Source organism: Burkholderia sp. 22PA0099 (assembly GCF_047497165.1).
GTDB lineage: Bacteria > Pseudomonadota > Gammaproteobacteria > Burkholderiales > Burkholderiaceae > Burkholderia.
Genome location: NZ_CP163164.1, coordinates 1,462,424 through 1,476,821, shown reverse-complemented (window position 1 = coordinate 1,476,821; position 14,398 = coordinate 1,462,424). Strand labels below are relative to the sequence as shown.

The following is a 14,398-nucleotide window of genomic DNA, read 5'->3' as shown; positions in this document are numbered from 1 at the left end:
TCTCCTGGTCAATCGCGCGGCCCGGCAAGCATGCCGGGCCGCTCGGCGTTTCAGGCCTTGCGCAGCACCGCTTGAATCAAGCCGGCACGGCCTTCGCGCAGGTTGCGCGCAAGGTTGCCCGTCATGTCGCGAAAGCCCGGCCCCATCACGAGATGCAGGCCCAGCGGCGGCGGGCTGGTCATCTGCGCCTGGCGCTTCGCGCGCTCCTCGAACCACGTCAGCGCCACCGCGCTCGAATCCACCCACGATTGCACGGCGAAGCCCTGCGCTTCGAGCACGCTGCGCATGCGCTCGGGCGTGACGAGGAAGCTCGACCCGGCATCGGTAGCCCACGGCACCGGGTAATGCAGCGGCGCGTCGGACGTGGCCACCACGTCGAAGATCGCCAACCGGCCGCCCGCGCGCAATACGCGATGCGCCTCGCGATAAAGCGTGTCGCGATCGGCGATGTTCATGGCGACGTGCTGGGTCCAGGCGATATCGAACGCGCCGTCCTCGAACGGCAGCGCCAGCGCATTGCCTTGCCGGTAATGCGTGCGATCGCCCAGCCCCGTTTGCGCCGCGAGATATTGCGCCGCATCGACATAGGACGGCGACAGATCGATACCTTCGACCTGGCAGCCGAACGTCGAGGCCAGATAGCGGGACGGCCCGCCCAGCCCCGAGCCGATGTCGAGCACGCGCTGGCTGCTGGCGATGTCGAGCAGGTCGGCCAGCTCGCGCGTGGCGTCGAGCCCGCGCGAATGGAATTGGTCGAGCGGCGCGAGATCGCCAGGCTGCGGTGGATGAGTAGCGTCGAAGCCGGCCGCCGCAAGCGCGGCGCGAAGGCGTTCGACGAGGCTGGGCGCAGCCTGTTCGTAATGCTGCGTGATGCGGGACGTTTCGGTCATGAGCGGCTCCAGTGCGCGGCAGGCCGCCTGACGCAGCCCGCCCGATGGCCTAGTCTAGCCGCGCCCGCGCGCCGGGCATACGGTCACCCCCGCCAACTTTGCAGCCGATCACGCCAATCTCGCCACCGCGCGTGAACGCCGAGGCGGATCGCATCCGGCCGGTTCAACATCGAATCGTCATGCTCATCTTGCCGATACGCTTGCACGCGCAACCATCTCAGGCATTGCGTTGCTTCGAGGCCGGCTCCACGCGTGCGCCGCCCGGCAGCGCGCCGAACATATGCTGGCTGCACTTCGCCTCGCGCCACGCGGCAGACAGGCGATGCCCGGACACCAGGCGCTTCACCAGCGGCAGGATCTGCTCCCCGGCCAGCATGCCGAGCAGGCCCAGCAACGCGATGATCGGCGGCGCGGGCGACTGCACGCCGATCGCGCCATACACGACGCCGGCCAACACACCGGCCAGCAAGGACAACACATAAGCCTTCATGGTTCGGCTCCCGTCGAGAGTGAGCCGGCGAGCGAATGCATCCGGCGAATTGCCCGCCAGCCTAACGGGTTTGCAAGAAGAACAAAAGCGCGCACCCGGTATTTAAGACGCTGTTTTTGGAATGGGTGCGATTCCATTTCTTGGATTTCTCGGCAACGCAATTGCGTGTCAAATAAATAGCGTTGGATCGCACGGCGGTCCGACGCAACCCGATGAAACCTTTTCGGTCGCGCCACATGGTGCGCCGCCCTGATCTACCCATCCAAGGACGACACGTCATGAGCGATTCGAAGCTCGAAGTTCTCACTCCGCACAACAGCCAGCTGATCATCATCGATCAGCAGCCGCAAATGGCGTTCGGCGTGCAATCGATCGACCGTCAGGCGCTGAAGAACAACGTGGTGGCGCTCGCGAAGGCCGCCAAGGTGTTCGACGTTCCCACCACCATCACCACGGTCGAATCGCAAAGCTTCTCCGGTTATACGTACCCCGAACTGCTCGACGTATTCCCCGATCACCCGGTGCTCGAACGCACCTCGATGAATTCGTGGGACGACCAGAAAGTGCGCGACGCGCTGGCCGCGAACGGCCGCAAGAAGGTGATCGTGTCGGGCCTGTGGACGGAAGTCTGCAACACCACGTTCGCGCTGTGCGCGATGCTCGAAGGCGGTTACGAGATCTACATGGTGGCCGACGCGTCGGGCGGCACCTCGCAGGATGCGCACGACTACGCGATGCAGCGAATGATCCAGGCCGGCGTGGTGCCGGTGACCTGGCAGCAGGTGATGCTCGAATGGCAACGCGATTGGGCCCATCGCGAAACCTACGATGCCGTGATGGCGATCGCCAAGGAACACTCGGGCGCTTACGGCCTCGGCGTCGATTACGCCTACACGATGGTCCACAAGGCCCGGCAACGCACGGCCGTGCAACACGAGATCCTCGCGCCGGTGCCGGCGAAGTAAACACGCAGGCCGCGCCGGGCAATCGGCGCGGCCTTCGTTAAACGGGTGAGGCTTCCGCCACCGCCCACGGCGCGTGCGCCAGGTGTTCCATCAGGAAATCGAGCAGCACCTTCACGCGCGCGGCGCGCAGCATGCCGGGCGGCGTGACCAGGTTGACGTTGATGTCGGCGATGCGCCAGTCGCACATGATGCGTTCGAGCGCGCCGCTCTTGAGCGCGTCCCACACCAGAAACTCGGGCTGCAACGCGATGCCTTGCCCGTCGAGCAGCGCCGGCAGGATCACGTCGGCGTTGTTGGTGCGCATGCGGCCATGCACCGGCACCGCGCACTCCTCGCCCGATTCGGCGTGACGAAAGCGCCAGAAGTCGGGCGAAGGCAGGTTCGTGTAGATCATGCTCAGGTGATGTTCGAGCTCGCGCGGATGCTCGGGGCGGCCGTGGCGTTCGAGGTAGGCCGGCGATGCGACGAGCGGCCGGCGCACCGCGCACAGGCGGCGCGCGCGCAGCGACGAATCGCTCAGGTCGGCGATGCGGATCGCGACGTCGCAGCCGCTCGACACGATATCGACGAGGTGGTCGGTCAGCACGAGATCGACGTCGACCTTCGGGTAGCGCTCCAGAAACACCGGCAGCACCGGCGCGAGATGGCGCAGCCCGAACGACATCGGTGCGTTCAGGCGCACCACGCCGTGCGGTTCGAGCGCATGCGAGGACGCTTCGTTCTCGATGCTCTCCGCGTCGGCCAGCAGTTGCAGCGCGCGGTCGCTGAGCAGTTCGCCGGTGGGCGTCAGCGAAAGCTTGCGCGAGGTGCGGTACAGCAGCATCGTGCCGAGCCGCTGTTCGAGGCGCGCGATGGCCTTCGACACGGTGGGCTGCGAAATGCCCAGCAGGTTCGCCGTCTTGGCGAACGAGCCGGTTTCGACGACGCGGGCGAAGATCGCCCAGGCTTCGAGATCGGGTAAGGCTGGCATGGTGAAGTCGGAGAAGGTGGAGATTCAGGCGCCGGATCTGACGCTAAGGAATAGTAATCAATTTTCAATCGCGGCAGCGGTAAGCCGCGATGCGGACCCGGGAGCAACGCCCGGATTCTAATTCGATCGGGAGGTCGAGCGCATGGAAACCTATCTCGTCTCGCTCGGTGCGGGCGCATTGATCGGCGTGATCTACAGCGCGATTCGCGTGCGCTCGCCGGCGCCGCCGCTGATCGCGCTGGTCGGCCTGCTCGGCATGGTGCTCGGCACGCAGGCGCTGCCCGCCGTGCGGCTCTGGCTCGGTGCATGAGCCCTCGCTCTCCTCGCTTCGCCCTCCCCGCTCCGTCGCTTCTTCGACAAGGAAACGCCCGTGAACACCATCACGAAGCAACCCGACCTGATCCTGCATAACGGCCGGATCACCACGCTGGACCGCGCGAACCCGATCGCGCGCGCCGTCGCCATCGCCGATGGCCGCTTCATCGCCGTGGGCGACGATGCCGAGATCGTGCCGCTGGCCGGCAGCGCCACGCGCGTGGTGGATCTGCAAGGCCGCCCCGTGCTGCCCGGCCTGATCGACAATCACCTGCACCTGATTCGCGGCGGCCTGAACTACAACATGGAGCTGCGCTGGGACGGCGTGCCGTCGCTCGCGCTGGCCATGGAGATGCTGCGCCGTCAGGTGGCCGTCACGCCGGCGCCGCAATGGGTGCGCGTGGTGGGCGGCTTCACCGAGCACCAGTTCGCCGAGAAGCGCCTGCCGACCCTCGACGAGCTGAACGCCGCCGCGCCCGACACGCCCGTGTTCATCCTCCACCTGTACGACCGCGCGCTGCTCAACGCCGCCGCGCTGCGCGTGGTGGGCTACACGAAGGAAACGCCCGAGCCGCCCGGCGGCACGATCCTGCGCGATGCGTCCGGCACCCCCACCGGCCTGCTGCTCGCCAACCCGAACGCCACCATCCTCTACGCGACGCTCGCCAAAGGCCCGAAACTGCCGATCGAGTATCAGTACAACTCGACGCGCCACTTCATGCGCGAGCTGAACCGGCTCGGCGTGACGGGCGCCATCGACGCGGGCGGCGGCTCGCAGAATTACCCTGATGATTACGAAGTGATGCGCAAGCTGCACGATGCGAACGAGATGACGGTGCGCATCGCCTACAACCTGTTCACGCAAAAGCCGAAGGCCGAGAAGGAGGACTTCGTGAACTGGACGCAGTCCGTCACCTATCACGACGGCAGCGATTATTTCCGCCACAACGGCGCGGGCGAAATGCTGGTGTTCTCGGCGGCCGACTTCGAGGATTTCCGCGTCGCGCGCCCCGAATTGCCGCCCGAAATGGAAGGCGAACTCGAAGGCGTGGTGCGCGTGCTCGCGCAGAACCGCTGGCCGTGGCGCCTGCACGCCACCTACGACGAAACCATCAGCCGCGCGCTCGACGTGTTCGAGAAGGTGAACGAGGAAATTCCGCTCGACGGCATCAACTGGTTCTTCGACCACGCCGAAACGATTTCCGAGCGCTCGATGGATCGCATCGCCGCGCTCGGCGGCGGCGTGGCCGTGCAGCACCGCATGGCCTACCAGGGCGAATACTTCGTCGAGCGCTACGGCGCGCAGGCAGCCGAAGCCACGCCCCCCGTCAAGCAGATGCTGGAGAAAGGCCTGAAGGTGTCGGCCGGCACCGACGCCACGCGCGTGGCCTCCTACAACCCGTGGGTATCGCTGTCGTGGCTCGTGACCGGCAAGACGATCGGCGGCCTGCGCCTCTATCCGCAACGCAGCCTGCTCGATCGCGAAACGGCGCTGCGCATGTGGACCGAATACGTGACCTGGTTCTCGAACGAGGAAGGCAAGAAAGGCCGCATCGTGGTGGGCCAGCTCGCCGACCTGATGGTGCCCGACCGCGATTTCTTCGCCTGCGCCGAGGACGACATCGCCGGCACCAGCGCGCTGCTGACCGTGGTGGGCGGGCGCATCGTATGGGGCGCGGGGCCGTTCTCGCAACACGACCTGCCGATCCCGCCGGCCATGCCCGACTGGTCGCCGGTGCGCGAATACGGCGGCTACGGCGGCTGGGGCGCCACGCAACGCACGGGCGCGCCGCTGCAGCGCGCGGCAGCCGCCGCCGCGCAATGCGGCTGCGCCACCGCCTGCACGCTGCACGGCCACGCCCACGCGAACGCATGGAGCCGCGACTTGCCGACCTCGGACGCCAAGTCGTTCTGGGGCGCGTTCGGCTGCGCCTGCTGGGCGATCTGAGATGCGCACGCCGCATCTCGCCGGCAACCCGCGCCGGGTGCGCGCGCTGCTGGCGTGGCCGTGGGCCGCGCCGCTGCTGCGCCTGGCGCTGGTATCCGCCTATCTGGTCGGCGGCATCGACAAGCTGCTGCATTTCCACGACGCCGTGGCCGAGCAGGCGCACTTCGGCCTGGAACCGGCCGCGCTGTGGGCCGCGCTCGCGATCGCGGTGGAGATCGGCGGCTCGCTGTGCATCGTCGTGCGCCGCTTCACCTGGCTCGGCGCGGGCGGCCTGGCGATGCTCACGCTGGTGGCAATGGCCGTGGCCAACGACTTCTGGAACCTGACGGGCGCCGCCCGCTTCATGGCCTTCAACAGTTTCTTCGAACATCTCGGGCTGATCGCGGCGCTGGCGCTCGCCACCCGGCTCGACGATCTCGACGGCGGGCCTGGCGCGTGACGCTTCGCCCCGCTCGTCTCGATACGGACTTCAAACCAACAGGATTACCGAACATGATCACGATTCGCTCCACCTTGCTGGCCCTGGCGATCGCCGCCGCCGCCACGGCCACCGCACCGGCCGCCTACGCCAAGGCGTCGTTGGGCGCCACGCCGGCCGCCGCCACGCTCGCCGTCGGCCCGCAATACGACACCACCCACGTCTACGTCGCGCCCGAGGATTTCGATCGCTTCACCGACAGCTTCGTGGCCACCTTCGGCGGCAGCAAGTCGAAACAGGGCGTGTTCCAGGTCACGCCCACGCCGAGCCAGACGATGTCGCAGCTCGTGTTCACGCCGGCCGGTTCGATCTCGGTGTTCGGCTTCAAGACGCCCGTGCCGCATCCGTTCGGCGCGGAGCGCACCGGCTACCTCGTGACCGACATGGACGCCGCCGTGAAATCGGCGCGCGCGCACGGCGCCGACGTGATCGTCGACACGTTCCCCGACCCGATCGGCCGCGATGCGGTGATCGCCTGGCCCGGCGGCGTGAACATGCAACTCTATTGGCACACCGAAGCACCGAACTACGCGCCGCTGCAAACCGTGCCGGAGAACCGCGTGTATGTATCGGCGCAAAGCGCAGGCAGGCTGGTACGCGATTTCGTGGCGTTCTCGCACGGCAAGGTGGTGTCCGACGTGCGCCACGCGCCCGGCGTCGAGATCGGCCGCCCCGGCGACACCTATCGCCGCATCCGCCTCGAATCGGGCTTCGGCAAGATGACCGTGCTCGTCACCGATGGCCACCTGCCCTACCCGTTCGGACATGACATGACCGGCTACGAAGTGGCCGACCTCGACGCGACGCTGCAAAAAGCCGAGGCCGCCGGCGTGAAGACGCTCGTGCCGCGCTTCTCGTCCGACGGCCGCGACGCGGCGATCGTGCAGTTCCCGGGCGGCTATATCGCCGAGATCCACGCCACTGCCGCGAAATGAAATCCGAGGACACGCTGCTGGCGGCAATCGCCGGTTTCGTCGATACGCTCAGTTTCGTGGCGCTGTACGGGCTGTTCACCGCGCACGTCACCGGCAACTTCGTGTTGATCGGCGCGGGCGCCGGCGGCTACGGGCAGGGCATCCTGCTGAAGCTGGCGGTGTTTCCCGCGTTCGTGGCCGGGGTGGCCGGCAGCAGCCTGCTGGTGCGCGTGCTGCCGCGCCATCACGCACGCCACGGCGCGCGGTTGCTGCATGCGGCGCAGGCCGTGCTGATGCTCGGCTTCTGCGTGGCGGGCGTGGCCGCGTCGCCGGTGGCCGCGCCCGACGATCTCGCCGCGGTGGTGGCCGGCATGCTCGGCGCGTTCGCGATGGGCGTGCAGAACGCGCACCCGCGTTTGATCGCGCGACCCGGCGTGCCGAATACCGTGATGACCGGCAACGTCACGCAGGCGATTCTCGATGGGGTCGACATGCTGTCGGCCGGCGCGTCCGAGGCCGTGCGTCACGCCGCGCGCGCCCGCTTCGCGAAGATGATGCCGGCCATCGTGGCGTTCGCGCTCGGCGCGGCGGCCGGCGCGCTCGGCTGGCGGCACGTCGGCTTCTGGGCGCTGCTGGCCCCGGCGCTCGCCCTGGCCACGCTCGCGTTCACCACCGGCGATGCGCCGTCCCCCGATTCGTCCCATGCCTGAGGCGGCCCGCGTGCCGCCCTCCATCGAGGAACCCACCATGATGCCGCCCCCGCCGCGTGCGCGTCGTATCGAGAAAGCCGCCGGCATCGTCGCGCTGGCCGGCGCGCTGCTGACCGGCGCGAACGCGGCCCGCGCCGACGCCACGGACACCGCCGACGAACCGCCCGCAGAAAGTTGCAGCGCGAAGCGGCCGATTCCGTCGTTCAACCGCTGGCAGGAAAACTGGGGCGCGCTGGCGAACCCGTGCCTGCCGCGCCGCCCGCTCGACGGGCTCAAAACCATCCCGCTCGGCGCCGATCCTTCGTGGTACGTATCGTTGGGCGCGAACCTGCGCGAGCGCTTCGAACTGAACAACACGCCGTTGTTCGGCCTCGGCGGCACGCATCAGGACAGTTGGCTGATCCAGCGCACGCAGGTGCATGCCGACGCGCGCTTCGGCGAGCATGTGCAGGCGTTCGTGCAACTGGAAGACGCGCGCGCGTTCGGCAAGAACACCGTGTCGCCCGTCGACAAGAACCCGCTCGACGTCGAACAGGCGTTCGTGGCCTATGTCGGGCAACTGGGGGCCGGCACCGTGAAGGCGCGCGTCGGCCGGCAGGAAATGGCGTTCGACTTGCAGCGCTTCATCGCCGCGCGCGACGGCCCGAACGTGCGCCAGGCCTTCGACGGACTGTGGGGCGATTACGAAGTCGGCCAGTGGCGCTTCATCGGCTATCTGACGCGCCCGGTGCAGTATCGCGACGTGGATACGTTCGACGACACGTCGAACCGGCATCTGAAGTTCAGCGGCCTGCGCGTGGAGCGCAGCGGGTTCGGCCCCGGCGATCTGTCGGCGTACTGGTCGCGTTACGAGCGCGACGGCGCGAGTTTCCTCGACGCCAAGGGCCACGAGCGGCGCGACGTGTTCGACGCCCGCTACGCCGGCAAGGTCGCGCCGTTCGATTGGGATATCGAAGCAATGGGGCAGACCGGGCAGGTGGGTGCGAGCACGGTCGGCGCCTGGGCGTTCGGCGCGTTGGGCGGCTATACGTTCTCGACGCTGCCGGGTACGCCGCGCCTCGGGCTGCAGATCGACGGCGCATCCGGCGATCATCATCCGGGCGACGGCCACGTCGGCACGTTCAACCCGCTGTTTCCGAACGGCTATTACTTCACGCTGGCGGGCTATACGGGCTACAGCAACGTCATCCACGTGAAGCCGTCGCTGACGTTCAAGGTCACGCCGAAGGTGACGTTGCTGACGGCGCTGGGCTTCCAGTGGCGCGACACCACGCAGGATGCCGTGTACGGCCAGGGCATGGCGATGGTGCCGGGCACGGCCGGCAAGGGCAGCTTATGGACGGGGATGTATGCCCAGGTTCGCGCCGACTGGCTGGTCAACGACAACGTGGCGCTGGCGCTGGAAGCGGTGCATTTCGAAATCGGCGATTCGCTTCGCGCGCTGGGGGCGCGCAATGCGGATTATGTGGGCGTCGAAGCCAAGTTCGGCTGGTAACGGCTGATGTCGATCGAAAGGGGATGAGCATGCCGCAGACCGAAATGGAACTGGCCCGCCTGCGCGCCGCCGCCCATGCCAATCTGGAAGACGCCCGCATCTGGCGCTGGTATGCGGATCTCATGGAAGACGAGCGCATCTGCTGCACGCACACGCGCGACGGCTGGCTCGTGACCATCGACGACCGATATACCGTGGAGGATGAATCGTTCGACCGGGCCGTGCGGCTGGCGGCCCGCCAATGGTTCGATATCCCGACCTTGTCCGTCACGCTGCGCCGTCGCCGCAAGCGTGGCGTCGTGTCGGCCCCAGGGCCGCTGCCGCAAGTCGTTTAGCGGCAACCCGCTACTTCAACACCACCGGCAAACACCGCACCCCGCGAAACGCGATACTGTTCGTGCGCTCCACGCGCGCCGTATCCACCTCGAAATCCGGATACCGCTGCGCCAGCGCCGTGAACACGATCTGCGCCTCGATCCGCGCCAGCACCGCGCCCAGGCAGGTGTGAATCCCGTGCCCGAACGACAGCACGCGCGAGCCGCTGCGCCCGATGTCGAGTTGATCCGGCTCGGCGAACTGGCGCTCGTCGCGATTGCCCGAACCGATCAGCACATGCAGATACGTGCCTTTCGGCACCCGCTGCTGCCCGATCAACATGTCCTCGCTCGCGGCGCGCCCGGTCACCTGCACGGGCGCATCGAAGCGCAGCAGTTCGTTGACGAGCGATGCGGCCAGCGCCGGCTCGTCGACGAAACGCTGCCATTGCTCGCGATCGTTCGCCAGCGCCAGCAAGCCGTTGCCGATCAAATGGCTGGTGGTGGCGTGCCCCGCCGCCAATAACAGAATCAGGTTCGAGATCAGTTCGGCCTCGGTGAGCCGGTCGCCCGCTTCCTCGGCGGCCACCAGATCACTGAGCATGTCGTCCTCGGGCACGGCGCGGCGCGCGGCGATCAGTTCAGCGAAATACCGGCGGAACTCGGCGATGCTGCGCTGCACGCTCGCCACCTCGTCGGCCATCATCGGCCGCCCGCTGATGATGCTGCCGAACGCGACCGACCACGCATGCAGTTGCTGGTGCGCCTCGCCCGGCACGCCAAGCACGAGCGCGATCGCCAGCACGGGCAGCGGCACGGCGAACTCGGCCACGAAATCGGCCGGCCGCCCCGCGCACGCGGCCAGGCCATCGTGCGTCAGCGCTTCGATGCGCGGCCGGAACGCGTCGAGCCGGCGCGGCGTGAACGCCTTCGCGAACAGCTTGCGCAGGCGCGTGTGGTCGGGCGGATCGAGGAACAGCATCTGGTTCGCCAGCGTCTTGCCGATATCGAGCGCGGCGGGATCGGTTTCATCGGCCAGGTTCAGGCGCGAGGCCGAAAAGCGCGAATCGTCGAGCACGGCCACGATGTCCTCGTAGCGCGACACGAGCAAGCTGCCCACGTGCTCGTCGCGGTGCACCGAGCCGACATCGCGCAGCCGGCGATACCACGGATACGGATCGACGCGCTGCGCCGGGTCCATCAGTTCGTACAGCGAAAAATGCCGATTCTCGGGATCGCGCATCGCGCCTCCTTGAGCTGGGAGTGGCGCCGGTCAGGGCCGGCGGCCGGGGCAGGCTGGGTGATAGGCATTCTGCTACGCACCGGCCGGCGGCGGCAAGCCGGCGCGGCGCGCCCGGCGACGCTCGGCCCGCGTGCGCAGGCGGTCCATGTACAGGTAGACGACCGGCGTGGTGTAGAGCGTCAGCATCTGCGACACGATCAGGCCGCCCACCAGCGTGATGCCGAGCGGCGCGCGCAGCTCCGCACCGTCGCCATGCCCGAAAATCAGCGGCAGCACGCCGAACAGCGCGGCCAGCGTGGTCATCAGGATCGGCCGGAACCGCAGCCGGCACGCCTCGTGAATCGCATCGAACGGCGTCTTGCCCTGCCGCACCGCCACGATCGCGTAGTCGATCATCATGATCGCGTTCTTCTTGACGATGCCGATCAGCAGGAAGATGCCGATCAGCCCGATGATGTCGAACTCGGTGCCGGACACCAGCAGCGCCAGCAGCGCGCCCACCCCGGCCGACGGCAAGGTCGAAAGAATCGTAATCGGGTGAACATAGCTTTCGTACAGGATGCCCAGCACGATGTAGATCGCGGCCAGCGCGGCAACGATCAGCAGCAGTTGGTCCGCCAGCGCCTTCTCGAACTCCTCGGCGGTGCCGGCGAACGCGCCGTTGATGCTGGCCGGCATGCCGATGTCGGCCATGGTCTGGTAGATCACGCGCCGCGCGTCGGACAGCGCCGCGCCGGGCGGCAGGTTGAACGAGATCGTCACGGCCACGAACGGGCCTTCGTGATTGATCGCGATCGGCGTGGTGCCCGGCCCGAAGCTGGCGATCGCCGACAGCGGGATCATGGTGGATTTCGAGGTGGACACCGCCTCGCCCGACGAGGTGCCGCCCGACTTGCCGGTGGCCGCGATGGCGTTGAGCGAGGCATTGCGCGCCGAATCGGTGGAAACGGCCGCCGCGCTCGACGCCGACGACGCGGTGGCCGCCGTCGCGCCCACCGACGCCGTGCCCGCGCCGCCCACGCTAGGCGCGACGAAGGTGCCGGCCGTGGCATTGGTCAGCGCCGAGCCGTTCGCCAGCCCGCCCGAGGTGCTGATGTACACCTGCTTCAGCATTTCGGGGTCCTGCCAATATTGCGGCGCGACCTCCATCACCACGTGGTACTGGTTCAGCGGGTTGTAGATGGTGGACACCTGGCGCTGGCCGAACGCGTCGTACAGCGTGTTGTCGATCTGCGCCGGCGTGATGCCGAAGCGCGCGGCGGTGGCGCGATCGATGGTGACCCTCGCCTCCAGGCCGCCTTGCTGCTGGTCCGAATTGACGTCCTTCAGTTGCGGCTTCTTCTTCAGCGCCTCGGTCAGCTTGTTGCCCCACGCGTAGAGGTCGGCCGTCGAATCGCCGTAGAGCGAGAACTGATATTGCGCGTTGGTCTGCTTGCCGCCGCTGCCGCCCAGATCCTGCGCGGCCTGCAGGAAGGTTTGCGCGCCGGCCACGCGCTCCAGTTGCGGACGCAAGCGTTCGATGATCTGGTCGGCACTGAGCTTGCGGTCGCGCTTGTCCTTCAGCGTCACGAACATGAAGCCGGAATTGGTGGTGCGCCCGCCGCGAAAGCCGGCGATGCTGAGCACGTCCGGGTCCGACTGGATCATGTGCATCATTTGGGCGAACTTCTTTTCCATCGCCTGGAACGAGGTGGACTGATCGACCTGAATGCCGCCGATCAGCACGCCCGTATCCTGCTGCGGAAAGAACCCCTTCGGCACGATCACGTACAGCGCCATGTTCAGCCCCACGGTCGCCACCAGCGACAGCAGCGTGATGCGCCGGTGCCGCAGCGCCCATTGCAGCGTGCGGTCGTAGCCGCCCTGCAGGCGCGCGAAGCCGCGTTCGAGCCAGCGCGCGAGCCGCCCCTCGCGGCGATGCTGGCCGGCCTCGGGCAGCAGGCGCGCGCACATCATCGGCGTCAATGTGAGCGACACGAACAGCGACACGACGATCGCCAGCGACAGCGTCATCGCGAACTCGCGGAACAGCCGGCCGATCAGCCCCGTCATCAGCAGGATCGGCAGGAACACCGCGATCAGCGACAAACTGATCGACAGCACCGTGAAGCCCACCTCGCGCGCGCCGTCGAGCGCGGCCTGCATGCGCGGCTTGCCGTTCTCGATATGCCGCATGATGTTTTCGAGCACCACCACGGCATCGTCCACCACGAAGCCGGTGGCCACGATCAGCGCCATCAGCGAGAGGTTGTCGAGCGAGAAGCCGAACAGGTACATCGCGCCGAACGTGCCCAGGATCGAGATCGGCACGGCCACGCTCGGAATCAGCGTGGCGCGCCAATTGCGCAGGAACAGGAACACCACCATCACCACCAGCGCCACGGCCATCAGCAGCGTGTGCTCGGTGTCGGCCAGCGACGAGCGGATCGTCACCGAGCGGTCGAGCACGGAATCGAGCGCGACGTCGGGCGGCAGCGCGGCGGCCAGCCTCGGCAGCGCAAGCTTGACGCGGTTCACCGCGTCGATGATGTTCGCGCCCGGCGAGCGATACAGGATCACCAGGATCGCGCGCTTGCCGTTGGCGCGGCCGAGGTTGCGCACGTCCTCCACCGAATCGAGCACCGCGCCCACGTCCTCCAGCCGCACGGCGGCGTGATTGCGGTACGCCACCACCAGGTCGCGGTATTGCGCCGCCTTCGAGGCCTGATCGTTGGTGTAGAGCTGGTAGTGGGTCGGGCCGAACTCGATCGCGCCCTTCGGGCTGTTGGCATTGGCCGAGGCCAGCGCCGCGCGGATATCCTCCAGGCCGATGCCGTAATGGAACAGCGCGTGCGGCTCCAGCTCGACGCGCACCGCCGGGTTCGCCGCGCCGAACACGTCCACCTCGCCGATCCCCTCGATCTGCGACAGCGCCTGCTGCAACACCGTGGACGCCGCGTCGTACACGCGCGCCGGCGAGGCGGTATCGGACGTGACCGACAGCACCATGATCGGCGAATCGGCCAGATTCACCTTCTGGAACGTGGGGTTGCTTCGGAGGCTGGTGGGCAGGTCGGCGCGCGCCGCGTTGATGGCGGCCTGCACGTCGCGCGCCGCGCCGTTCAGGTCGCGCTCCAGCACGAACTGCAGGCTGATCAGCGAATTGCCGAGCGAACTGGTGGAGTTCATCTTGGTGACGCCCGCGATCGCGCCGAGATGCCGTTCGAGCGGGCTGGTCACGCTGGTGGCCACCGTTTCCGGGCTGGCGCCGGGCAGGTTGGCGAACACCGAGATGGTGGGGAAATCGACGCGCGGCAGCGGCGACACCGGCAGCTTCATGAACGCGAACACGCCGGCCAGCGCGATGCCGATCGCGAGCAGCGTGGTGGCGACCGGACGCCGGATGAACAGGCCCGACAGATTCATGCGCGCGCGCCGCCGGCCGAAGCGCCAAGCCTGACGATGGCCAGAACGGCGACCCCGGCGCACCGGCCGGCCGACAACGGCGAAGCCCCCGCCCGGAGCCTGCGGGCGGTCGCGCTGCGCCACGGGCCGAACGCCCGGAAAGTGGATGTCTGCATGGTTGCCGCTTCGTTCTCGTTGCGTGCGCCGGCAGCGGGCACGCTCGCGCGCCGCCGTCTCTCAGGTCGATCGCGTCGCGCCTGCCGTCACCCACGGCCCGCGCGC

The 14,398-nt window shown here is 67.8% G+C and carries 13 protein-coding genes; 8 read left to right on the top strand and 5 right to left on the bottom strand.

What is annotated here, in order from left to right; genetic code table 11:
• Positions 1-50: 50 nt before the first annotated feature.
• Both AB4851_RS06450 and AB4851_RS06445 read right to left on the bottom strand, forming a co-directional pair.
• The gene (locus AB4851_RS06450; protein WP_414448921.1) at positions 51-890 is read right to left on the bottom strand and encodes a class I SAM-dependent methyltransferase; all 840 of its coding nucleotides are present in this window, start codon (positions 888-890) and stop codon (positions 51-53) included.
• 217 nt (positions 891-1,107) lie between these two features.
• Positions 1,108-1,380 (bottom strand): DUF1427 family protein, encoded by a 273-nt coding sequence (locus AB4851_RS06445; RefSeq protein ID WP_414448920.1) that lies wholly within the window; start codon positions 1,378-1,380, stop codon positions 1,108-1,110.
• 278 nt (positions 1,381-1,658) lie between these two features.
• Between AB4851_RS06445 and AB4851_RS06440 the strand changes: the two genes are divergently transcribed.
• On the top strand, positions 1,659-2,345 hold the full coding sequence (locus AB4851_RS06440) for a hydrolase (RefSeq protein ID WP_414440358.1): 687 nt from the start codon (positions 1,659-1,661) through the stop codon (positions 2,343-2,345).
• Between the two features lie 37 nt (positions 2,346-2,382).
• On the opposite strand, the gene AB4851_RS06435 is transcribed toward AB4851_RS06440, so the two are convergent.
• Positions 2,383-3,315 carry a LysR substrate-binding domain-containing protein gene (locus AB4851_RS06435; protein WP_414448919.1) on the bottom strand — a complete coding sequence of 311 codons (933 nt, stop codon included), beginning with the start codon at positions 3,313-3,315 and terminating at the stop codon, positions 2,383-2,385.
• A 142-nt stretch (positions 3,316-3,457) separates the two neighbouring features.
• Here AB4851_RS06435 and AB4851_RS06430 point away from each other — a divergent pair, with 142 nt between their 5' ends.
• Genes AB4851_RS06430 through AB4851_RS06400 form a run of 7 tightly spaced genes read left to right on the top strand, consistent with a single transcriptional unit; the run spans position 3,458 to position 9,510 of the window.
• Positions 3,458-3,625 carry a DUF1427 family protein gene (locus AB4851_RS06430; protein ID WP_414448918.1) on the top strand — a complete coding sequence of 56 codons (168 nt, stop codon included), beginning with the start codon at positions 3,458-3,460 and terminating at the stop codon, positions 3,623-3,625.
• A 60-nt stretch (positions 3,626-3,685) separates the two neighbouring features.
• On the top strand, positions 3,686-5,578 hold the full coding sequence (locus AB4851_RS06425) for an amidohydrolase (protein WP_414448917.1): 1,893 nt from the start codon (positions 3,686-3,688) through the stop codon (positions 5,576-5,578).
• A 1-nt stretch (position 5,579) separates the two neighbouring features.
• A complete protein-coding gene (locus tag AB4851_RS06420; protein WP_414448916.1) occupies positions 5,580-6,017 on the top strand; it encodes a DoxX family protein in 438 nt (145 codons plus the stop codon).
• A 53-nt stretch (positions 6,018-6,070) separates the two neighbouring features.
• Positions 6,071-6,991, top strand: coding sequence for a VOC family protein (locus AB4851_RS06415; RefSeq protein WP_414448915.1), 921 nt, complete (start codon positions 6,071-6,073; stop codon positions 6,989-6,991).
• Complete coding sequence (locus AB4851_RS06410) at positions 6,988-7,680, top strand: YoaK family protein (RefSeq protein WP_414448914.1); 693 nt, start codon at positions 6,988-6,990, stop codon at positions 7,678-7,680. The genes AB4851_RS06415 and AB4851_RS06410 overlap by 4 nt, the downstream gene beginning before the upstream one ends.
• Before the next feature lie 37 nt (positions 7,681-7,717).
• Positions 7,718-9,175 (top strand): alginate export family protein, encoded by a 1,458-nt coding sequence (locus tag AB4851_RS06405; RefSeq protein WP_414448913.1) that lies wholly within the window; start codon positions 7,718-7,720, stop codon positions 9,173-9,175.
• Positions 9,176-9,204: 29 nt separating this feature from the next.
• Positions 9,205-9,510, top strand: coding sequence for a hypothetical protein (locus AB4851_RS06400; protein ID WP_414440364.1), 306 nt, complete (start codon positions 9,205-9,207; stop codon positions 9,508-9,510).
• Positions 9,511-9,520: 10 nt separating this feature from the next.
• Here AB4851_RS06400 and AB4851_RS06395 read toward each other — a convergent pair whose 3' ends face one another.
• Together AB4851_RS06395 and AB4851_RS06390 are read right to left on the bottom strand one after the other, a co-directional pair.
• The gene (locus tag AB4851_RS06395) at positions 9,521-10,732 is read right to left on the bottom strand and encodes a cytochrome P450 (RefSeq protein ID WP_414448912.1); all 1,212 of its coding nucleotides are present in this window, start codon (positions 10,730-10,732) and stop codon (positions 9,521-9,523) included.
• A gap of 72 nt (positions 10,733-10,804) precedes the next feature.
• A complete protein-coding gene (locus AB4851_RS06390; RefSeq protein ID WP_414448911.1) occupies positions 10,805-14,137 on the bottom strand; it encodes an efflux RND transporter permease subunit in 3,333 nt (1,110 codons plus the stop codon).
• Positions 14,138-14,398: the final 261 nt, after the last annotated feature.

Bases quoted from the DNA above. Each gene is read 5' to 3' on its own strand.
- AB4851_RS06450 (WP_414448921.1), bottom strand. From the start codon at position 890: ATGACCGAAACGTCCCGCATCACGCAGCATTACGAACAGGCTGCGCCC.
- AB4851_RS06445 (WP_414448920.1), bottom strand. From the start codon at position 1,380: ATGAAGGCTTATGTGTTGTCCTTGCTGGCCGGTGTGTTGGCCGGCGTC.
- AB4851_RS06440 (WP_414440358.1), top strand. From the start codon at position 1,659: ATGAGCGATTCGAAGCTCGAAGTTCTCACTCCGCACAACAGCCAGCTG.
- AB4851_RS06435 (WP_414448919.1), bottom strand. From the start codon at position 3,315: ATGCCAGCCTTACCCGATCTCGAAGCCTGGGCGATCTTCGCCCGCGTC.
- AB4851_RS06430 (WP_414448918.1), top strand. From the start codon at position 3,458: ATGGAAACCTATCTCGTCTCGCTCGGTGCGGGCGCATTGATCGGCGTG.
- AB4851_RS06420 (WP_414448916.1), top strand. From the start codon at position 5,580: ATGCGCACGCCGCATCTCGCCGGCAACCCGCGCCGGGTGCGCGCGCTG.
- AB4851_RS06415 (WP_414448915.1), top strand. From the start codon at position 6,071: ATGATCACGATTCGCTCCACCTTGCTGGCCCTGGCGATCGCCGCCGCC.
- AB4851_RS06410 (WP_414448914.1), top strand. From the start codon at position 6,988: ATGAAATCCGAGGACACGCTGCTGGCGGCAATCGCCGGTTTCGTCGAT.
- AB4851_RS06405 (WP_414448913.1), top strand. From the start codon at position 7,718: ATGATGCCGCCCCCGCCGCGTGCGCGTCGTATCGAGAAAGCCGCCGGC.
- AB4851_RS06400 (WP_414440364.1), top strand. From the start codon at position 9,205: ATGCCGCAGACCGAAATGGAACTGGCCCGCCTGCGCGCCGCCGCCCAT.
- AB4851_RS06395 (WP_414448912.1), bottom strand. From the start codon at position 10,732: ATGCGCGATCCCGAGAATCGGCATTTTTCGCTGTACGAACTGATGGAC.
- AB4851_RS06390 (WP_414448911.1), bottom strand. From the start codon at position 14,137: ATGAATCTGTCGGGCCTGTTCATCCGGCGTCCGGTCGCCACCACGCTG.